Annotated in this window: 15 protein-coding genes; 8 read left to right on the forward strand and 7 right to left on the reverse strand. The window is 65.5% G+C overall.

Annotated elements, in window-relative coordinates:
• A complete protein-coding gene (locus VSR68_RS11575) occupies positions 1–702 on the forward strand; it encodes an ATP-binding cassette domain-containing protein (RefSeq protein ID WP_342939980.1) in 702 nt (233 codons plus the stop codon).
• A 66-nt stretch (positions 703–768) separates the two neighbouring features.
• Here VSR68_RS11575 and VSR68_RS11580 read toward each other — a convergent pair whose 3' ends face one another.
• Both VSR68_RS11580 and VSR68_RS11585 read right to left on the reverse strand, forming a co-directional pair.
• Positions 769–1,602, reverse strand: a complete 834-nt coding sequence (locus tag VSR68_RS11580; RefSeq protein ID WP_342939981.1) for a TOBE domain-containing protein — start codon at positions 1,600–1,602, stop codon at positions 769–771.
• Between the two features lie 94 nt (positions 1,603–1,696).
• Positions 1,697–2,080, reverse strand: a complete 384-nt coding sequence (locus tag VSR68_RS11585) for a tautomerase family protein (RefSeq protein ID WP_342939982.1) — start codon at positions 2,078–2,080, stop codon at positions 1,697–1,699.
• 96 nt (positions 2,081–2,176) lie between these two features.
• Here VSR68_RS11585 and VSR68_RS11590 point away from each other — a divergent pair, with 96 nt between their 5' ends.
• On the forward strand, positions 2,177–3,028 hold the full coding sequence (locus VSR68_RS11590) for a LysR family transcriptional regulator (RefSeq protein ID WP_342939983.1): 852 nt from the start codon (positions 2,177–2,179) through the stop codon (positions 3,026–3,028).
• Between the two features lie 3 nt (positions 3,029–3,031).
• Here the strand turns inward: VSR68_RS11590 and VSR68_RS11595 are convergent, their stop codons facing one another.
• Positions 3,032–3,700: a hypothetical protein gene (locus tag VSR68_RS11595; RefSeq protein ID WP_342939984.1), complete on the reverse strand. Its 669-nt coding sequence runs from the start codon at positions 3,698–3,700 to the stop codon at positions 3,032–3,034.
• Between the two features lie 193 nt (positions 3,701–3,893).
• Between VSR68_RS11595 and VSR68_RS11600 the strand changes: the two genes are divergently transcribed.
• Both VSR68_RS11600 and VSR68_RS11605 read left to right on the forward strand, forming a co-directional pair.
• Positions 3,894–4,265 (forward strand): MbcA/ParS/Xre antitoxin family protein, encoded by a 372-nt coding sequence (locus VSR68_RS11600; protein ID WP_342940246.1) that lies wholly within the window; start codon positions 3,894–3,896, stop codon positions 4,263–4,265.
• On the forward strand, positions 4,262–4,963 hold the full coding sequence (locus tag VSR68_RS11605; RefSeq protein WP_342939985.1) for an RES family NAD+ phosphorylase: 702 nt from the start codon (positions 4,262–4,264) through the stop codon (positions 4,961–4,963). The genes VSR68_RS11600 and VSR68_RS11605 overlap by 4 nt, the downstream gene beginning before the upstream one ends.
• Before the next feature lie 235 nt (positions 4,964–5,198).
• On the opposite strand, the gene VSR68_RS11610 is transcribed toward VSR68_RS11605, so the two are convergent.
• The 4 genes from VSR68_RS11610 to VSR68_RS11625 all read right to left on the reverse strand — a co-directional run bounded on the left by VSR68_RS11610 (position 5,199) and on the right by VSR68_RS11625 (position 9,944).
• Positions 5,199–5,936: a metallophosphoesterase gene (locus VSR68_RS11610; protein ID WP_342939986.1), complete on the reverse strand. Its 738-nt coding sequence runs from the start codon at positions 5,934–5,936 to the stop codon at positions 5,199–5,201.
• A gap of 170 nt (positions 5,937–6,106) precedes the next feature.
• Entirely contained in the window at positions 6,107–7,627 is a 1,521-nt protein-coding gene (locus VSR68_RS11615) for a cytochrome c (protein WP_342939987.1), read from the reverse strand.
• Between the two features lie 18 nt (positions 7,628–7,645).
• Entirely contained in the window at positions 7,646–9,247 is a 1,602-nt protein-coding gene (locus tag VSR68_RS11620; protein WP_342939988.1) for a GMC family oxidoreductase, read from the reverse strand.
• Between the two features lie 148 nt (positions 9,248–9,395).
• The gene (locus VSR68_RS11625; RefSeq protein ID WP_428983499.1) at positions 9,396–9,944 is read right to left on the reverse strand and encodes a sugar dehydrogenase complex small subunit; all 549 of its coding nucleotides are present in this window, start codon (positions 9,942–9,944) and stop codon (positions 9,396–9,398) included.
• Between the two features lie 644 nt (positions 9,945–10,588).
• Between VSR68_RS11625 and VSR68_RS11630 the strand changes: the two genes are divergently transcribed.
• From VSR68_RS11630 to glgB, 4 genes are all read left to right on the forward strand, one after another.
• Entirely contained in the window at positions 10,589–11,254 is a 666-nt protein-coding gene (locus VSR68_RS11630; protein WP_342939990.1) for a DUF1345 domain-containing protein, read from the forward strand.
• Between the two features lie 520 nt (positions 11,255–11,774).
• Positions 11,775–15,224 (forward strand): maltotransferase domain-containing protein, encoded by a 3,450-nt coding sequence (locus tag VSR68_RS11635; RefSeq protein ID WP_342939991.1) that lies wholly within the window; start codon positions 11,775–11,777, stop codon positions 15,222–15,224.
• Entirely contained in the window at positions 15,214–18,669 is a 3,456-nt protein-coding gene (treS, locus tag VSR68_RS11640; RefSeq protein ID WP_342939992.1) for a maltose alpha-D-glucosyltransferase, read from the forward strand. The genes VSR68_RS11635 and treS overlap by 11 nt, the downstream gene beginning before the upstream one ends.
• Positions 18,662–20,887, forward strand: coding sequence for a 1,4-alpha-glucan branching protein GlgB (gene glgB, locus VSR68_RS11645; RefSeq protein WP_342939993.1), 2,226 nt, complete (start codon positions 18,662–18,664; stop codon positions 20,885–20,887). Before treS ends, glgB begins: the two co-directional genes overlap by 8 nt.
• The last annotated feature ends 207 nt before the right edge of the window (positions 20,888–21,094 follow it).

Raw genomic sequence — 21,094 nt, forward strand, 5'->3', positions numbered from 1 at the left:
ATGCCGCTCACCGTCGACATCCGCAAATCGCTGCACACGCCCGAGCGCCAGTTCACGCTCGACGTGTCGTTCACCGCGAGCGCGCAGCGCATCGTGCTGTTCGGACCGTCGGGCGCGGGCAAGAGCCTGACGCTGCAGGCGATCGCGGGCCTGCTGCGCCCCGACGAAGGCAAGATCACGCTGCACGGCGACGCGCTCTTCGACAGCGCGCGCGGCATCGACCAGAGGCCGCAGGCGCGCCGCCTCGCGTACCTCTTCCAGGACTACGCACTGTTTCCGCATTTGAACGTGCGGCAGAACATCGGCTTCGGCATGCACTCGGGCTGGCTCAATCCGGGCCGGCACTTTTCGCATCCGCAGATCGATTACTGGCTCGATGCGCTGGATCTGAAAAGCGTCGCCGGGCACCATCCGGCACAGCTTTCCGGCGGACAGAAACAGCGTGTGGCGCTGGCGCGCGCGCTCGTCGCGCAGCCACGGCTGCTGCTGCTCGACGAGCCGTTTTCCGCGCTCGATCACGCGCTGCGCGAGCGGATGCGGCGCGAGCTATGCGATCTGCAGACGCGGCTCGACATTCCGATGCTGTTGATCACGCACGATCCCGACGATGTCGCCGCGTTCGGCGATCAGGTCGTGCAGGTGTACGACGGCAGCGTGCGCGAAAACGCGCCGTTCAAGGGCTACGCGCGCACGCTTTACTGAGAGACAAGCACCACCGCACCGCGGCACCGCGCCCGACAAGCGCGGCGCTACGAAGGCCTCAAAACTTTAAGCCGTAGTCACGCCGAGAATCACGCTCGACGCCTTGAACGCGGCCACGAGCGCCTCGCGCTCGGCGACGCCCAGTTCGTCGATGCTCTCGTTCGTGACGACGGCCGTCACGACGGCGCCGCCTTCGAGCGCGAGCGACACTTCCGCGTTGACGGCCCCGCGCTGCACCGCCGACACCTTGCCGCGCAGCCGGTTGCGCGTCGACAGCCGTTCCGCCGCACCGTCGTCCGCAGCCAGCAGCACCGACGACGCCTTCACGAGCGCGACGGCTTCCCCGCCGACCACGAGCCCGAGCATCTCCGTGCTTTCGTGCGTGACGATCGCGACGATGACCTGCCCGCCCGGCAGCGCAAGCGATATCTCGTCGTTGACCGTGCCGCGCTGGATCGCGCTGACCTTGCCGTACAACTGGTTGCGCGCGCTCGTCTTCATGCCGATGCGGCCGATCAGCTGCCAGTCGTCGCTGAATCCGGCAATCGCCGCGCCGGCGCGCTCCAGAAACAGTCGGTGCTCGCGCTCGACCGCGCGAAACGTGTCGATCAGCGTCCGCGCGCGCGGCGTGAGCGTCGTGCCGCCGCCGCCCTTGCCGCCCGTCGAGCGGACGACGAGCGTCTCGCCGGCGAGGTTGTTCATTGCGTCGATGGCATCCCACGCGGCCTTATAGCTCATGCCGATGGCTTTGGCCGCGCGGGTGATCGAGCCCGTGTCGCCGATCGCCGCGAGCAGCGCGATGCGCTGCGCGCCGCCGAGCGTCTGCTCGCCGGAACGAAACCATACGGAGCCGCCGAATTGCAAAGGGTCGTGGGAAGCGTCGTTGTGATCGGTCGTCATGGCTCGCGCGCGTCGGCAAATGGCGGGTAGAAGTGCAAGCCATTATAGCGACGCGCACTTCGCCGAAAGCGCGCGAGCGGCCGTGCGAAAGCGCTCAGAGCGCGTACTGCGCGATTCCGTTGCCGAACGACCAGTTCTCCTTGAGCACCTCGACGAGATTCACGAACACGTCCTCGCGACGCAGGCCCGGGCTTTCGGCGAGATTGTCGGCGATGCGTTTGTACAGCGCCTTTTTCTGGTCGACGGTGCGCGTGTTGCTCGCGGCGATCTGGATCAGCACGAAATCGTCGCTGCGCTCGATGCCGAGATAGTTGCGCCCATAGACGAAATTGCTCGCGTCATGCTCGGTGATGACCATGAAGATGTCGTCTTGGGGCACGTTGAAAACGTCGATCAGCGCGCGCTGGATGCCCTGCGTGAGCGCTTGACGGTACTCAGCCGGCTTGCCGGCGCGCAGTGCGATTCGGGTGAGAGGCATGATGAACTCCTGAATGAAGAGAAGGTGCATTCAGGTTAGTTCGCGCCTATCATAATTAACAGATATGTCTCGATATTTCATCTATTTACATTTGAAATGAAAGTACTCGATCTCGACGCCGTGCGCGCCTTCGTTCTCGTCGCCGATTTGCGCAGCTTCACGCGCGCCGCGGATGCGCTCGATACCACGCAATCGGCCGTCAGCCTCAAGCTGAAGCGGCTCGAAGCGCATGTCGGCAAGCAGTTGCTGGAGCGCACGCCGCGCGTCGTGCGGCTATCGGCGGATGGCGAGGCGTTCGTCGTAGGCGCGCGCGACCTGCTGACGGCGCACGACCGGGCGCTGGGCTCGCTGTCCGTGGACCGGCGGCGTCTCGCGTTGGGGTTGAGCGAGCATGTCGCGGGCATCGACCTCGCGGGGATGCTCGCACGTGTCAATGCACACGATCCGGGGCTCGTGCTGGAACTGCATATGGGAACGTCGGCGGCGCTGCTTCATCAGTACGACGAGCGGCGGCTCGACGCCGTGATCGTGCGCTCCGAGCCCGACGACATGCCGCGCGAGGACGGCCAGCTGCTCTTCACGGAGCCGCTGTCCTGGCTCGCAACGCCCGAATGGCAGTTGCGCGCCGGCGAACCGCTGCCGCTCGCGCTGCTTGCCGCGCCATGCAACGTGCGCTCGAGCGCGCTGCGCACGCTCGACGGCGCGGGCATCGCGTGGCGCGAAGCGTTCGTCGGCGGCGGGGTGCCTGCCGTGGGCGCGGCAGCGGCGGCGGGGCTCGCCGTGTCGCCGCTGGCGAGGCGCGTCGCGCCGCGCGGTCTCGTCGATTCGGGCGCGCGTCTCGGCTTGCCGGCGTTGCCGGAATCGCGCGTGACACTGCACTCGCGTGTGCGCGACGCACGTTCGGCGGAAACGCTGCGAATCGTGACGAACGGGCTGACCGCCCAGTGACGCTTATTTGAGGATCGGCGGAAGCTCGCGCGGCATGGCGCCGCCGCTGTTGGCTTGAGGCGCTGGAACGTTGGCGGCTTGCGCGGGCTTGGGCGTGGCCACCGCGACGACAGGTTTTGCGTGCGCGGCGTGTGTTTGGGCGTTGGCGTTGGCGTTGGCGTTGGCGTTGGCGTTGGCGTTGGCGTTGGCGTTGGCGTTGGCGTTGGCGTTGGCTTGAGCTTGAGCTTGAGCTTGAGCTTGAGCTTGAGCTTGAGCTTGGGCATGCGTCTGCGTCTGGGCGTGCGGCTGGGCCTGGGCGTGCGCCTGGGCTTGGGCATGCGTCTGCGTCTGGGCCTGGACCTGGGCGTGCGGCTGGGCCTGGGCGTGCGCCTGGGCCTGTTCCTGGCGCGCCGCTACATGCGCTCCGCTCACATGCGCCGTTTTCGCACCAGCGCCAGCCGCCACGCTACCGACCTTTTTCGGCGGGATTTTCGCGCCTGGCTTAGCCGCTGCAACTTTCGCGCGCGGCGCAGCGGCATGCCGATGCGCACCCGTCGCCGCGCCGGCGCCAACAGGCGCCGAGTGCTTCGACTGCGTGACGTGCCGGGCGCCCGGCGCGGCCTCGGGCGGATTCCACACTTCCTTGTATTCGGCACGCGCCGCCATCGACACGCACAACAAACCGACCGCCATCCCCACTCTGAATCCGAACGACACCGCCGCCTCCGCGCAAAAACTCGTGGCGCGGATTATACATGCGGACTTGCATTAATCCATATATGGACTAATATGTAGAAAAAGTTCAACTCAGGACTCCATCATGTCTTCCGCCGCCCACATCTCGAGCGCCGAACGACCGCTGCGACGACCGCCCGCCGAACCTTCGATGGCGGACATGTCCGCCGCCGGTCTGCGCGCGTTCTTCAACATTGCGCGCGACTGGGAATTGAGCGCCGACGAGCAGATCGTCCTGCTCGGCTCGCCCGGCCGCTCGACGTTCTTCAAGTGGAAGAACTCGCCGCAAACGGCGCGCCTCGGCCGCGACACGCTGGAACGGCTGTCGCTTCTGCTCGGCATCTACAAGGCGCTGCAAATCCTGCTGCCGCAGCCTGCCGCCGCCGATGCGTGGATCAAGCGCCCCAACAGTGCGCCGCCGTTCGGCGGCCGCCGCGCGCTCGACCGCATGCTCGCGGGCAATATCAGCGACCTCGTCGCCGTGCGCCAGTATCTCGACGCAATGCGAGGCGGCTGGGCGTGACAGAAGCACAATGGCAAGACCGCTGGCGCGTGGCATCGCTCGCCTGGACGCCCGCGTACCGCGTGATTCCGACTCGCTTTCCCGCCGTCAACCTGTTCGACCGTGTCGCATCGCCGGAAGACTTCGAAGCGCTCTATGCGCTCGAAGCGATGACCAACGACCGCGTGCGTACGGAAATCGGCGATCTCGATCTCGTGCCGCGCGACGAACGGCGCTTCGGTCCCGGCTACGGGCCGATCATGGCGGCGCTCACGCATCTGAATCCGCAGGGCAGCCGTTTTTCCGACGGCACGTATGGCGTGTTCTACTGCGCGCGCTCGCGCGAAACGGCGATCGCCGAAACGCGCTATCACTCGGGGCACTTTCTCGCCGCGACCCAGGAGCCGCCGATGCGCCAGCAGATGCGGCTCTACACGGTGATCGCGCAAGGCGATGTCGTCGATCTGCGGGACATGGATTCAGCAGAAGCATCGGTGCTGTCGCCGAACGACTATGCGCCTGGCCAGACGCTCGGCCGCGCGATCCGCGAGGCGGGCGCGCCGGGCATCGTCTATCCGTCGGTGCGGGATGCGGACGGCGAATGTCTCGCCGCGTTCAGGACGATGCTGCTGCGCGACTGTCATCACGCGGCGTATCTGGAATACAACTGGAACGGCAGCACCGTCGACATGGTGTTCGAACTGAGCCGGGTCGGCTGACGCGTCCGGCAGGGGTTCTTCGGTACGGGTTCTACGGCAGGGGTTCTACGGCAGCGGTTCTTCGGCAGCGGTTCTTCGGCAGCGGTTCTTCGGCAGGGGGTTCTTCGGCAGGGGGTTCTTCGGCAGGGGGTTCTTCGGCAGGGGGTTCTTCGGCAGGGGGTTCTTCGGCAGGGGGTTCTTCGGCAGGGGTTCTGCGGCAGGAGTTCTTCGGCATGCGGTTGTCCGGCACCGACCTCTACGGCAACGCCAGCGCCGACGCCCCGGCCGAGCGTGCCAGATCGACCGTGACCGACCAGCGCGTCGTCGTGCGCGCTTCGACGATCGTCAGCTTGCCGCCCGGCCCGAACGCGCCTGTGTCGATGAACACCTGCGCGCCGAACTGCTGCACCTCGCGCACGGGCGTATGCCCGCAATACGTCAGCGACAGGCCGCGCTGGCTCGTCGGATCGGACGTGCCCATTGCAAGGCTGCGGCCCCACAGCAGTTGCTGGCGAGTCTCGTCGGAGAAATGATTTGCGTCGAGTTCGGCGTCAGTGCCGAGAAACTCCGCGTGCAGCAGGTTGAAGCGATCGCTGCCCGAGCCGATCACGCGCACGAGGGGCAGCGCGCGCAGCCGCTGCGCATATGCGCGCAACCGCTCCATCGGCACATGCGCGCTCCACAGGCCGCCGATGCCGTACCACCACTGCTTCTTCAGCCTGCCTTCGGCAACGGCGCACAACGCATCCTCGTGATTGCCGAGGACGGCGTGGAACCACGGCTTGTCGAGCAGCGCGAGCGCCTCTTCCGACTGCGCGCCGCGATCGACCAGATCGCCGACGGAGAACAGCCGGTCGCGCGACGGATCGAATTCGATTTCGCGCAGCAAAAAGCGCAGCGCATCGACGCAGCCATGCAGATCGCCGACCACGAAATCGCGTCCGTCTCGATTGACGTCGTGATGTTGGACGGTGGTGACAAGTGTGGAGTCCATGACGCAATGATAGTGCGAGCATGCAAGCGCTGTATGCGCGGCATCCCGCGTTCGCGCGCCTATCGTCGGCAAGATACGCGAGGAACGTCGGAGTGGGATTCGTGCGCCGCGAGGCTGCGTCGCAGTCGCACAATTCGCCGCACTATTCGCGTTTCATGCGTTTCATGCCGTCACTGCGGCGTCGCGCGCAACTTGCCGATCTGCTCGACGCCGACTGTCGATTGCGGATTCCCGAACCGCTTCGTCACGTAGTTCGTGATCGCGGCGATCTGCTCGTCGCTCAGATCGCGGTCGAATGCCGGCATCAAAACATCGGCGCCTTGGGTCGCGCGGCTCACGCCGTGCAGGATCACCATCGCGAGATTGTTCGCATCGCTCGCGCCCGACACCGTGTTATGGATCAGCGATGGATACGCGCCGGGCGCGCTCGCGCCGACGCCTTCGCCCGTCCAGTTGTGGCACGTCGCGCAGTTGGCGAGAAAGAGTTGCGCGCCGTTCACGCCGTTCGTCTTCGTGCCGCGCAACGCGACGACGTCGCTCGCCGGCGTGCCCCATCCGGCCCGCGCGCGCGACTCGCCCTTGTCGACGGGCTTGACGGTGCGCAGATACGTCGCGATCGAACGCAAGTCTTCGCGGTTCAGATACTGCGTGCTGTCCGCGACCACGTCGGCCATCGGGCCCGCCGCATTCGCGCGTTTAGGGGCAACGCCCGTCGACAGATAGCCGATCACATCCTGATCCGTCCACTCGCCGATCCCGCTCGTCTTGTGCGGCGTGATGTTGTACGCGTGCCAGCCGGCCTGGATCGCACCTGAGAATCGTTCGCTCGTCTTGAGCCCTTGCGTGAAATTGCGCGGCGTATGGCACTCCTCGCAGTGCGCGAGCCCTTGCACCAGATACGCGCCTCGATTCCATTCGGCGCTTTGCTTCGGATCGGGCACGAAGCGGCCTTCGTCGAAGTTCAGCAGGTTCCAGAAGAACATCAGCCAGCGCAAGTTGAATGGAAAGCTCAGGTTGTTCGCGGGCGGCGTGTAGTGGACGGGCGCCACCGTGTTCAGGTACGCGCGAATCGCCTGCACATCCAGCTCGGTGACTTTCGTGTACTCGACATACGGGAACGCCGGATAGAGCCGCTCGCCTTCCTTGCCGATCCCTTCGTGCATCGCGCGCATGAAGTCCGCGTCCGTCCAGCGGCCGATGCCCGTGTCCGCGTCGGGCGTGATGTTCGGCGTGTAGATCGTGCCGAACGGCGTATGAATCGCGAGGCCGCCCGCGAACGGGCGCCCCTTGTCCGACGTGTGACACGCGATGCAGTCGCCGACGCGCGCAAGGTACTCGCCGCGCCTGACGAGATCGGGACCGTAGGCTGTCGCGTTGCCGGCGGGCGCGGTGGCTGGCGCAGCGCCTGACGTAATGCTAGAGGCAGTGTTTGCCGTAACGCTCGACGCGGCGCCCTGCGCAACGGCTTCAGCGAGCGGCGATTCATCGTTGTGACGCGGGGCCGAGTCGTATGCTTCGAGCCACGCGAGATACAGCGCGAACAGCGAGAACGCCGCGGCGAGCGCCGCCATCTTCCAGATCCGGCGGCGGCTCTTGAGCGCCGCGCGCCGGCTGCCCGAAAAGACCGTCGCGTCCAGGTTGCCGGTGCGTTCGCCTGGCTTGCGCGCGCGGGACATGTGCTGGTTCGTCATGTGTCTTCGTGCGTTGGGTCAGAGTTCGCGCTTGAGCTTGTCGGCGAGCTTCAGCGACAGCGCCGCGATCGTCAGCGTGCAGTTCACGGAGCCCGCGCCCGGCATCACGCCGCTGCCCGCGATGAACAGATTCTGGTGATCGTGCGTGCGGCAGTCGGGATCGACGACGGAATCGGCGGCATCGCTGCCCATGATCGTCGTGCCGATGATGTGATTGTTCGGCGCGAACGTATCGTCGAACGACACCTCCGTTCCACCGAAGAGCCCCGCAATCTGCGCATACAGTTCGTGCGTGTGCGCGGCGCTTTTCTTCACGTAATCGTTGATCGAGTAGTAGATCTCGGGCTGCGCAATGCCGAGCGCGTCCTTGTGATCGGCGGAAGGCACGATGCGGTTCTGCGCCTCGGGCAGATGCTCGTGGAAGCTGTTGACGACGACGAGGCGCGACGCGCGGTCGCGAATCTGCCGGTCGAGTTCGGCGCCCGTCAGGCCCTGTCTGAGCAGCGCCGACGCGATCGCGATCGTCGGCACGCCGTTCGACACATGCAGTTTCTTCGCCGCATAGTCCGAGCGGAACGCACCGTCGCGGAAGTTCACCACCGATGTCATCTCCATCGGTCCGCGCCCCGGCCACAGCGACTCGTTCGCAAGAAACGCGATGCCCGTGCCCGGATGGTCCATCAGATTGCGGCCGACCTGATCGGAGCTGTTGCCGATGCCGTGCGGGAACTTGTCGGACGTCGACATCAGCATCAGCTTCGGCGTTTCGATGCCGTTCGCGGCGAGCACGAACAGCTTCCCCGTGACGCGCGTGCTGTTGCCGTTCGGGTCCTTGTAGTGGACAGCCGTGACAAGCCCTTTGTCGTCCGCTTCGATCCGGTAGACGACGGCTTGCGCAATCAGCTTCGCGCCTGCGCGCTCGGCCTTGTCGGCGTGCACGATGCCGTTGTACATCGCGCCGATCGGACAGATCGGCATGCAGTTGTTGTTGCCGCAGCAGGTGGGCCGCGCGTCGTATGGACGACTGTTGCGCGCGACGGGCTCGGGTACGACCTTGAAGCCGTTCGCGTTCAGTACATCGGAGAAGCGCTGGTCCATATACGACAACGGCAGGCCCGCCATCGGATACGGCTTCGAGCGCGGTGAGCCGAGATCGATCGACGGGTCGGGCCCGGACACGCCCAGTTGCACTTCGGCCGCGTAGTACCACGGTTCGAGCGTTTCATACGGATACGGCCAGTCGCGGCCCACGCCGTATCGCTTCTTCAGTTCGAAATCCGCTGGCAGCAGACGCCACGTCGCGGCCGCCCAGTGCCACGTGGTGCCGCCGACGAGCCGCAGATACTGCGAGTTATACGGATAGTCGCCCTTCTGGATCAGATAGTCGTTGGCGGGCGAGTACTCGGGATGCGGCGCATAGGGCGTCGACGGATACGGCGTCGCGAAGTCCAGTTTCGCGGGCGAATTGCGGAAGTTCTCGACGATCTGCCCGCGCTGCAGACGCGGCCCGGCTTCGAGCAGAATCACCGATGCGCCCGCGAGCGCCAACTGATGCGCGACGAGACCGCCCGCCACGCCCGAGCCGACTACGACGACGTCGGCGGAATTTGCGTTTGCCATCCTTGCCCTCTTCTTTGCCTTCTGCGGCTGGCTTGATCCGCTGGCTTATGTGTTGTTCACGGGTGTGGCAACCCGTCCGGAAACCCCGCCGCGCGCATCGAGCGCGAGCGGCGTGCGAGACGAACGCGTGACGCTGCATGCGCAGCGCTCACGCATTCGCGGGTTTCCGGGTCCAGTAAAACGGCACGTCGCGGCAATACGACGGAATAGTCAGGATGTCCTGGACGGGCTCGAACATCAGTGCGCTTTCATACGCGATCACCTGGATGTTCGGCGAATCGCCGACGAGCCCCAGATACCACGCACGCGTGATCGCGCTGACGGTCTTCGCGAGATTCGGCCGTTCGGCCTGCAATGCCTGCGTGACGGTGTCGGACGGCACGCCGCCGTGGGTCTGCAGCCACGCGTTGAGCGCGGCGACGTTCTGCGTGAACTGGCTGTCCGCCTTGGACAACGCTTCGTAAGCGCGCTTGCCGAGCACGGGATCGAAGCTCGTGTGCCCCGTGAGCTTGCCCGACAGCGCGATGAATGCATCGAAGCCGCCGCCCGCAGGCAGCGTATCGGCGTAGGCGGGCGAGATGCCCGCGAACTGCGAAAGGCTCGCAAGGCCCGCAATGGGACGGATGCCGCGCACAACGCGATGGCTCGCCGCCGTTGAAAACGCAAAGCCTGCCGCCGATGCGAGCGCACCGAGCATCCACGCGCGCCGGCGCGGCGAGCGCGCGATGAATCCGGAACCCGAATCCGGGCTGTGATGGCAGCCGACCTGCGCGCCGTCGTCGATGCGCGCCGCTTGCACCGCCTCATGAGCGGCCTCGCCGGCGTGCGCGGCATCCGTGCGCGCAGCGTGTTGTTCAACATCGGTCATTGGGGGCTCCAGATGATGTTTGTCGTTCGACGGGCGCGCGCCGTCCGGCTAATGGCCGGACCCTGCGAGCACGCCGTGCGTCCACCCCAATACTGGTCTTGCTGGTCTTGCGCCGCTGTCTTGCGGTCTCTTATCGTCGGGCGCATGCGAGCGCTTCGATCGGGATCATCGACGCGGCGCCAGCGATTGCGCCGCCAATCCGGTCATTCCGGCGATGCCCGATCGCGATCGACCTCGACGGCCCGTCGCGTGCTTCGTGCACTATAGCTTCGTGCTTCCTTTGCGCCCCGGGACAAGGCAACGCACCTCGTGAAAGCCGCATGCAAGGCCATTGAGCAAAACTGCGGGAAAACTATAACGTCCAGATACCCATTTCGACAAATCATGCTGCATGCAAACGTAGAATCGCCGCAACCTTTGGCATCGCTTCGCGACATGCCCTCGTCACAACATCCTGCCAGGAGCGCGCGTCCATGAACGTCTATCCCCAGGTACTGCGCAACCGCCCGCGCATGGTTGCGGGCCTGCTTGTCGGCGTGCTGTTCGGCGCGCTGCTCGCGGGCGCGCAGATGCGCCCGATGATCCGCGTGCTCGTCTCGTGGGACGTCGCCGTATGGACTTATCTCGCGCTGATGTGGATCGAGATGGCGCGCGCCGATCACGATCGCGTGCGCGACATCGCGCGACGCGAGGACGAGAACGCGACGGTCGTGCTGTTCATCATCTGTCTCGCGACGGTCGCGAGCATCGCGGCGATCGTGCTGGAGCTGGCGTCGTCGAAAGGCGGCTCCGGCTCGCAGGGGCCGGGCCTCTCGCATTACGTCGTGACGGCCGTCACGCTGATCGGCGCGTGGTTCCTGATACCGACCATCTTCACGCTGCACTACGCGCGCCTGCACTTCGCAACCGACAAGCAGGAAACGGCGCTGAAGTTTCCCGATCACAAGCTCGATCCGAACTACTGGGACTTCCTGTACTTCTCGTTCACGATCGCCGTCGCGTCGCAGACATCGGACGTCGTGCTTCGCTCGCGAGACATACGCCGCGCGGCGCTCGCGCAATCCGTTCTGTCGTTCTATTTCAACGTGGCCGTGCTCGGGCTGTGCATCAACATGGCGGCGGGGCTGCTCGGCTCGTAGCCGCACGTTCGCGACATGCGACGACGTTGGTCTCTGCGCTTCGCATGCCGCGCCACCGCGCATTCAGGCGACGCTGCCGAAACAGCCCGCCATGTAACAGCCGGCGCACGACACGCCCGATTTACACGTCTTCCCTCGAGCCTCGCATCGCCATTCCTGTGAACGGCGACGCGAGCGCGCCGTTTCAACGGGCCGCATGCGCCCGCGCCAGCCTTCGCCCGCGCGCACGTCGCGCGGCCCGTCTTGCCTGCACTGCGCCGCTTTCTGGCATAGCGCTTGCTCTTTTACCGCCTGCCGACGGGTGCCGGACCGACGACATCACGCGCATCCTGTTCAGATCGGCCAGGCCGAATCGGACGCTTTGAACTGGCGCGCGGCATTTCGATCAATGCACTACATTGAGCAATACGCGCCGTCGCAGGACGCATCGCGCGGCATCCGGCTCTGAAGCCTAATAGGCGGTCGTGATCGTACGAATGTGCATCCACGCCGCAAAGCAGGACGAATCTGGAAACGACCGATGGAAGCTCCTCACGCTTATGCGCCGCGGATCTACTTTGTTCATTCCCCCCTCGTCGGACGGCTGGATGCGTGGCCCGCGCAGTTCGAACACGCCGCCGCGCTGGGCTTCGATCATGTGCTGATCGGCGGGCTGTTTCAGCCGGGACAGGCGGGGCACGCGCAGATCGTCAGCGATCATGCGCGGCTGCATCCCGCTTTCGCGACCGATCAATCCGCGCCCGACATGCTGCAGCGTCTCGCCGAGTCCGCGAGCCGGCATGGGCTGACATTGCTCGTCGATCTCGTGATCGATCGCGCGGCCGCCGACGGCCAGCTCTATCATCAGCATCGCGACTGGTTTCATCCGTTCGAGCCGGAGGAAGCGCGGCTCGATCCGCGTCACGCGCGCCACGAAGACAACGTCGCGTATGCGAACTTCAGCAACGAGCAGGCCGCCGCGCCGCTGATCGACTGGTGGGCGCATACGCTCGATGCGCTCGCGGAAACGGGCATCGGCGGCTTCCGTTTCGATTCGCCGCATCGCGTGCCCGCGCTTGCATGGCGGCGTCTCGAAGATGCCGTGCGCTCGTCGCAACATCCATCGACGCGCTTTCTCGCCGCCACGCCCGGGCTCGCGCGCGCGGACATCGCGGCGCTCGAAGGCGTGGGCTTCGATGCCGTATTCACGTCGTCGCGCTGGTGGGACTTCCGCGCGCCGTGGCTCTTCGACGAGCACGCGGTGCTGATGCGCGTCGGCTCGCCCGTCGCCTTTCCCGAAGCGCCGTATGGCACGCGGCTCGCCGCCGATCTCTCGCACGTGCACGATTCGGCCATCGTCGAGCGCGCGTACCGGCGCGCGCTGCTGACGGCGGCATCGACGGGCACCGGCTGGCTGATGCCGATGGGCTTCGAGTACGGCATCGCCGAGCCAATCTCGCACACGCTCGGCAACGCCGACGAGTACGCGAGCAAGCGCGGCGCGGCGCGCTTCGATCTCTCCGAGCGCGTGCGCCACGCGAACGCCGTTTCCCGCGATACGTGGGCGCTGCAGACGAACGGCGAGCTGCGCGCGCTGTCGGGCCCCGACACGCACGCGACGATCCTGCTGCGCGGCGATCAGCGCGATCTGCGCGACGCGGGCGAAGCCGTGCTGATCGCGATCAATCCCGAACTCGGCATGCCCGTGCATGTCGATCCCGCGCGCTTTCTCGACGGCGTGCCCGGCAGCTTCACGCGCTTCGTGTCGCTCGGCACGGAAACGCGCAGCGCGCCGCAGCCGCTCGGTTCCTTCACGCTCGCGCCGGGCGCCTGCCGCCTCTTTCGCGCGGTCGCCGAAAAGCCCGTTGTGCTCGCGCCGCCCATCGACAAGCAGAACACCAAAACCTCCGGACACAAGAGCGTGCTGGACGCGATCGCGACATCGCGCGTGGCGATCGAAAGCGTGTCGCCCGCCGTCGATCACGGGCGCTTTCCGGCGAAGCGGATCGTCGGCGAGCGCGTGCCCGTCACGGCGGCCGTGTTCGCCGAAGGCCACGACAAGATCGCGGCCGCCGTCATCTGGCGCGCCGCCGACGAAACGGCATGGCACGAAGTGCCGATGACACCCGCGCAGCCCGCCGGCAACGACATCTGGGAAGCGCGCGTTCCGCTCGAACGCATCGGGCGGCATGAGTTCACGGTGATCGCGTGGCGCGACGATTTCGCGTCGCTCGTCGATCACATGCAGAAGAAGCTGAAGGCCGATCAGCCCGTCGATCTCGAACTCGAAGAGGCCAAGCATCTGTTCGCGCTCGCATTGGCCGAAGCGGAAACGGCCGAGGGCTCGCAGCCGCAACAGCTCGAAGCAATTACGAAGGAATTCATGAAGGCCGACACGGGCGAGCGCCTTGCGATCGTGCTCGCGCCGACGACGGCGCAGGCGTTCGCGGCCGCGCGTCACCGGCCGGGACTGTCGCGCGATCCCATCGTGTACCGGATCGACGCGGAACGCGCGCAGGCGCGCTTTGGCAGCTGGTACGAGATCTTTCCGCGCTCGATGAGCGACGACGAGCATCGTCACGGCACGTTCGACGACGTGATCGCGAAGCTGCCGCGCATCCGCGACATGGGCTTCGACGTGCTCTACTTTCCGCCGATCCATCCGATCGGCCTCGCCAATCGCAAGGGGCGCAACAACACGCTGACCCCGAACGCCGACGACGTGGGCAGCCCGTATGCGATCGGCGGCGAGGCGGGCGGCCACGATGCCGTGCATCCGCAGCTCGGCACGCTCGACGACTTCAAGCGGATGCTCGCCGCCGCGCACGACGAGGGCCTCGAAATCGCGCTCGATTTCGCGATTCAATGCTCGCCCGATCACCCGTGGCTGAAGCAGCATCCGACATGGTTCGCATGGCGTCCCGACGGCACGCTGCGTTACGCGGAAAATCCGCCGAAGAAGTATCAGGACATCGTGAACCCGGACTTCTACGCGCGCGACGCGAAGCCCGATTTGTGGATCGCGCTGCGCGACGTGATCCTGTTCTGGATCGATGCGGGCGTGCGCATTTTCCGCGTCGACAATCCGCACACGAAGCCCTTCCCATTCTGGGAATGGATGATCAACGACGTGCGCTCGCGTCACCCGGACGTGATCTTTCTCTCGGAAGCGTTCACGCGCCCGCGCGTGATGGCGCGGCTCGCGAAGCTCGGCTTCTCGCAGTCGTACACGTACTTCACGTGGCGCGAGTCGAAGCGCGACTTCACCGAGTATCTAACGGAACTCACGCAGACCAGTCTGCGCGAATTCTTCCGGCCGAACTTCTTTGTGAACACGCCGGACATCAACCCGCGTCACTTGCAGGCGCAGGGACGTCCGGGCTTTTTGATCCGCGCCTCGCTCGCGACGATGCTCTCGGGACTCTGGGGCGTCTATAGCGGCTTCGAACTATGCGAGGCGGCCGCGCTGCCGAACAGCGAAGAGTATCTGGATTCGGAGAAGTATCAGATCCGCGCGTGGGACTGGAACCGGCCCGGCAATATCGTCGGCGAGATCACGGAGCTGAACCGTATCCGCCGCACGAATCCAGCGCTGCACACGCATCTGAACGTGACGTTCCTGCCCGCGCACAACGATCACATCCTGTTCTTCGAGAAGGCCACCGAGACGCGCGACAACGTGATCGTCGTCGCGATCAGTCTCGATCCGTACAACGAACAGGGCGCCGATATCGAACTGTCGTGGGCGACGTTCAACCGCTGGGGCCTGCACGATCACGCAGCCATCGACGTGATCGACCAGATGACGGGCGAGCGGTTTCAATGGCATGGCAGATGGCAACACGTGCGGCTCAATCCCGGCTTGCGGCCTTTCTCGATCTGGCGCATTGCGCCGGCGGGCGGCCTGCCGCGCGAGGCGGTTCCCGAAGAAGCGGAACCGACAGCCAACGACACTCTGATCAACGAATTGCAGGTGCGATATGAAACGTGACGATCCCGCGGAAAGCACGTCGCAAGCACATATCACCGATACGACGGCCGCCGTGCCCGAGAAGCCTCGCAAGGCGCGCCGCGGCAAGGTCTCGATGCTCGCCGACGATCCGCTCTGGTACAAGGACGCGATCATCTACCAGGTGCACATCAAGTCGTTCTTCGATGCGAACAACGACGGCGTCGGCGATTTCGCCGGCCTGATTGCGAAGCTCGACTACATCGCCGAACTGGGTGTGAGCGCGATCTGGCTGCTGCCGTTCTATCCGTCGCCGCGCCGCGACGACGGCTACGACATCGCCGACTACAGGAGCGTGCATTCCGATTACGGCTCGCTCGGCGACGTCAAGCGCTTCATTCAGGAAGCGCACGCGCGCGGCCTGCGCGTGATTACCGAACTGGTCATCAACCACACGTCCGATCAACACCCGTGGTTCCAGCGCGCGCGCCGCGCGAAGCCCGGCTCGAATCATCGCAACTACTACGTGTGGTCCGACACGGACAAGAAATACGAAGAGACGCGCATCATCTTCATCGACGCGGAGCCGTCGAACTGGACGCACGATCCCGTCGCGGGCCAGTACTACTGGCATCGCTTCTATTCGCACCAGCCGGACCTGAACTTCGACAACCCTGCTGTGATGCGCGAAGTGCTGCAGGTGATGCGCTTCTGGCTCGACATGGGCATCGACGGTCTGCGGCTGGATGCCGTGCCGTATCTCGTCGAACGCGAAGGGACGAACAACGAGAATCTGCCGGAGACGCACGCGGTCCTGAAGAAGATTCGCGCGACCATCGACGCCGAATACCCGAACCGGATGCTGCTCGCCGAAGCGAACCAGTGGCCGGAAGACGTGCAGGAATACTTCGGCAACGAAGACGAATGCCATATGGCGTTCCACTTCCCGCTGATGCCGCGCATCTACATGTCGATTGCGAGCGAGGACCGCTTCCCGATCACCGACATCATGAAGCAGACGCCGGATCTCGCCGAAACGAACCAGTGGGCGATCTTCCTGCGCAATCACGATGAACTCACGCTCGAAATGGTCACGGACTCCGAGCGCGACTACCTGTGGAACACGTATGCGAGCGACCGGCGCGCGCGGCTGAACCTCGGCATCCGCCGCCGGCTCGCGCCGCTGATGGAGCGCGACCGCCGCCGTATCGAGCTGATCAACTCGCTGCTGCTGTCGATGCCGGGCACGCCCGTGATCTATTACGGCGACGAACTCGGCATGGGCGACAACATCCACCTCGGCGACCGCGACGGCGTGCGCACGCCGATGCAATGGTCGTCCGACAGAAACGGCGGCTTCTCGCGCGCCGACCCCGAACAGCTCGTGCTGCCGCCCGTGATGGGCGCGCTGTATGGTTTCGATGCCGTCAACGTCGAAGCGCAGAGCCGCGATCCGCATTCGCTGCTCAACTGGACGCGCCGCATGCTGTCGACGCGCCGCTCGAAGCACACGTTCGGGCGCGGCACGATCCGCTTCCTGAAGCCGAGCAACCGCAAGATCCTCGCGTATCTGCGCGAGCTGCCCGGCGAGCCGCCCATTCTGTGCGTCGCGAACCTGTCGCGCGCGCCGCAGGCCGTCGAGCTGGATCTGTCCGAATTCAACGGCGCGGTGCCGATCGAGATGACGGCGGATTCCGTGTTCCCCGCAATCGGACAACTGACCTATCTGCTGACGTTCCCGCCATACGGCTTCCTGTGGTTCCTTCTTTGCGAAGGCGGAGGCCGCCCGACATGGAGCCAGCCGCCGTCAGAACCGCTGCCCGATTTCGTGACCATCGTGATCCGCGAAGGGCAAACGGGCCCGACGCCTGAGAACGTGCGGCTGCTCGAATCGGAAGTGCTGCCGTCGTGGCTCGGACGGCGGCGCTGGTTTGCATCGAAGGATCAGAAGATGCACGCGGTGCGGCTCGCCGCGCTCACGACGATTCCCGAAGCGGGCTTTGCGTTCACCGAAATCGAAGCGGATGTCGGCAAGCACACCGAGCGTTATGTGCTGCCGATCGCGATCACGTGGGGCGCCGACACGACGACGCCGCTCTTCATGCAGCTCGCGCTCGCGCGCGTGCGGCGCGGCCGCAATGTCGGCCATCTGACGGATGCGTTCGCGCTGCCGCAATTCGCGTACGGCGTGCTGCGCAAGATGCGCGAGCGCGCCGCCGTGCCGACCGTGCAGAAGAGCACGATCCACTTCGTGCCGACCGACCGTTTCGCCGAACTCGATCTCGGCGACCAGCCCGAAATCCGCTGGCTCGCAGCCGAGCAGAGCAACAGCTCGCTCGTGATCGCCGACAAGATCGTGCTCAAGCTCGTGCGGCGTCTGCTGAAAGGCACGCATCCCGAAGCGGAGATGAGCCGCTATCTGACGCAGCTCGGCTATGCGAACACGGCGCCGCTCTACGGCGAAGTCATGCGCATCGATCCCGAGGACGTGCCGCATACGCTGTGCATCCTGCAAGGCTTCGTCGACAACCAGGGCGATGCATGGAACTGGGCGCTCGACACGCTGCGCCGTTCCGTCGACGAGCTTGCGCTCGCCGTCGAAAGCGGCGATCCGAGTCAGGCGAGCCAGGACCGCGTGAACGAGGAAGAGGCGATCAAAGGCTACGCGTCGTATATGGGCATCATCGGCAAGCGGCTGGGCGAACTGCACGTCGCGCTCGCGACGCCTTCCGACAACGCCGCGTTCGCGCCCGAGCCCGCCGACGCGGGACACGTGGAGGCATGGATCGACGGCACGCAGAAGATGCTCGCGGCGGCACTCGAACTGCTCGAGAAAAACGTCGAGCATCTGACGGAAGACGGCGCGCTGCTCGGGCGCAGCATTCTCGATCGCAAGGACATGCTGGTCGAAGCGGTCGCGAATCTCGTGAAGCCCGACGCGCATGCGCTGCGCACGCGCATTCACGGCGACTTCCATCTGGGCCAGGTGCTCGTGTCGCAAGGCGACGCGTTCCTGATCGACTTCGAAGGCGAGCCCGCGCGCGAACTCGAAGAGCGCCGCGCGAAGTCGAGCCCGTTGCGCGACGTGGCGGGCCTGTTGCGTTCGCTGTCGTATGCGAGCGCCGCCGCGCAATCGTCGACGGAATCCGCGCCGCAAATCACAGCCGACCGCAAGCGCGCCCTCTTCGACCGCTTCCGCCAGGCCGCCGCCGAAGCGTTCCTCGACGAGTATCGGGCCGCGACGCAAGCCGCGTCGCAGCCGCTCGTCGCGCCTGAGCACGAACAGGCGCTGCTCGATCTGTTTCTGATCGAGAAAGCAGCCTACGAAATCCGCTATGAAGCAGCCAACCGGCCCGCGTGGCTCAGCTTGCCGGTGCGCGGGCTCGCGGCGCTGACGAGCCGACTGCTCGGCGACACGGGCGCGCCGCCGCAATCGCCGGACGACGCCTCCACGCCTCCCGCCGCATCAGAGGGTGACTATGAGTGAGCAACACGACGTTCAGCTTGAAGCGGCCGGTCTGCATCGCGTGGACCTGGATGCGCTCGTCGATGCGCGCCATCACGATCCGTTCTCGCAGCTCGGCATGCATCACACGAGCGCCGGTCCCGTCGTGCGCGCGATGCAGCCAAACGCGGCGCACGTATCGGTGATCGCGCGCGACGACGGCAGACTGCTCGGCGAACTGGAGCAACTGCATCCGGGCGGCCTGTTCGCGGGCCCTGTCAGCGAGGCCGTGCCGTATCGCTTGCGGATCGACTGGCATGGTCCCGTTCAGGAAATCGAGGACACGTATTCGTTCGGCCCCGTGCTCGGCGACGAGCCGTTGCAGCGCGTCGCATGGGGCGATCCGTATGCAGTGCTCGAATGCCTCGGCTCGCGGCCTCATACGATGGACGGTGTGCCGGGCGTGCGCTTTGCCGTGTGGGCGCCGAATGCGCGGCGCGTGTCCGTGGTGGGCGACTTCAACGCGTGGGACGGCCGCCGGCATCCTATGCGGATGCGTCATCAGGCGGGCGTGTGGGAGCTGTTCGTGCCGCGTATCGGCGCGGGCACGCGCTACAAGTACGAGATGCTGACGCGCGACGGCCATCCGTTGCCACTGAAGGCCGATCCTTGCGCAATGCAGACGGAGAAGCCGCCCGCGACGGCTTCCGTGGTTGCGCATGTCGACGACGTCGAGCGCTTCGCGTGGACGGACGGCGACTGGATGCAGACGCGCGCCGCGAAGCAGACGGTGCAATCCGCGATCTCGGTCTATGAAGTGCATGCGGAGTCGTGGCTGCGCATCGCGGAGGAAGGGCATCGCGGGCTCGACTGGTCCGAGCTTGCGGACCGCCTGATTCCCTACGCGAAGGAAATGGGCTTCACGCACATCGAGTTCATGCCGGTCGCCGAGCATCCGTTCGGCGGATCGTGGGGTTATCAGCCGTTGTCGCAATTCGCGCCGTCGGCGCGCTTCGGCACGCCGGAGCAGTTCGCGGGCTTCGTGAATCGCGCGCACGAGGCGGGGCTCGGCGTGATACTCGACTGGGTGCCCGCGCACTTTCCGAACGATTCACACGGGCTCGTGGAATTCGACGGCACCCCGCTCTACGAGCACGCCGATCCGCGCGAGGGCTATCACCAGGACTGGAACACGATGATCTACAACCTCGGACGCAACGAGGTCAGCGCGTTCCTGATCGCATCGGCGCTTGCGTGGCTCAAGCGCTATCACGTCGACGGATTGCGCGTCGATGCCGTGGCGTCGATGCTGTATCGCGACTACTCGCGCGCGGCGGGCGAATGGGTGCCGAATATCTATGGCGGCCGCGAGAACCTCGAATCGATTGCGTTCCTGAAGCGGCTGAATCATGAAGTGCAGCATATGCCGGACGTGCATGGCGCGATCACGATTGCGGAGGAGTCGACGGCATGGCCGGGCGTGACGGCGCGCACGGAGGACGGCGGGCTTGGCTTCCAGTTCAAATGGAACATGGGATGGATGCACGACACGCTGCACTACATGCACGAAAACCCGATCCATCGCCGATGGCATCACCACAACATGACGTTCGCGATGGTGTACGCGTACTCGGAGAAGTTCGTGCTGCCGCTCTCGCATGACGAGGTCGTGCATGGCAAGGGGTCGCTGCTCGGCAAGATGCCCGGCGACCGCTGGCAGAAGTTTGCGAATCTGCGCGCGTACTTCGCGTTCATGTGGACGCATCCAGGCAAGAAGCTGATGTTCATGGGCGGCGAGTTCGGGCAGATGGCCGAGTTCGATCACGACGGCTCGCCGCATTGGCATCTGCTCGACGACGACTTGCATCACGGCGTGCAGCGGCTCGTGCGCGATCTGAACCGGCTGTATCGCGAGGAACCTGCGTTGCATCGGCTCGATTCGGAGCCTGGCGGGTTCGAGTGGATCGTCGGCGACGACACCGAGAACTCGGTGTTTGCGTGGCGGCGCGTGGATGGCGCGGGGCGCGAGCTGATCACCGTTTGCAATTTCACGCCGGTGCCGCGGCAGGGATACCGGATCGGCATGCCGCGTCCGGGACGTTGGGTCGAAGTCGTGAATACCGATGCGGGTGTTTATGGCGGATCGAATGTGGGGAATGCTGGTGTGATCTATACGGAAGAGGTGGCGGCGCATGGACGGCCGCAGTCGGCTTCGTTGATCTTGCCGCCGTTGGGGACTGTAGTACTGAGGGCGGATTGAGGTTTTTTGTTGCCCTTATCGCGGGCGTCTGCGATTTGTTCGGTTTGCCTTGCCCTTCGCGGGCATCCGCGATGCGGTTTTGCTTGCCTTGCCCTTCGCGGGCATCCGCGATGCGTTTTGTTTGCCTTGCCCTTCGCGGGCATCCGCGATGCGTTCGTTTGCTTTGCCCTTCGCGGGCATCCGCGATGCGCCTCGCGGCGCGGGCGT

The organism is Paraburkholderia phymatum, from assembly GCF_038900715.1.
In the GTDB taxonomy this organism is placed as follows: Bacteria; Pseudomonadota; Gammaproteobacteria; order Burkholderiales; family Burkholderiaceae; genus Paraburkholderia; species Paraburkholderia phymatum_A.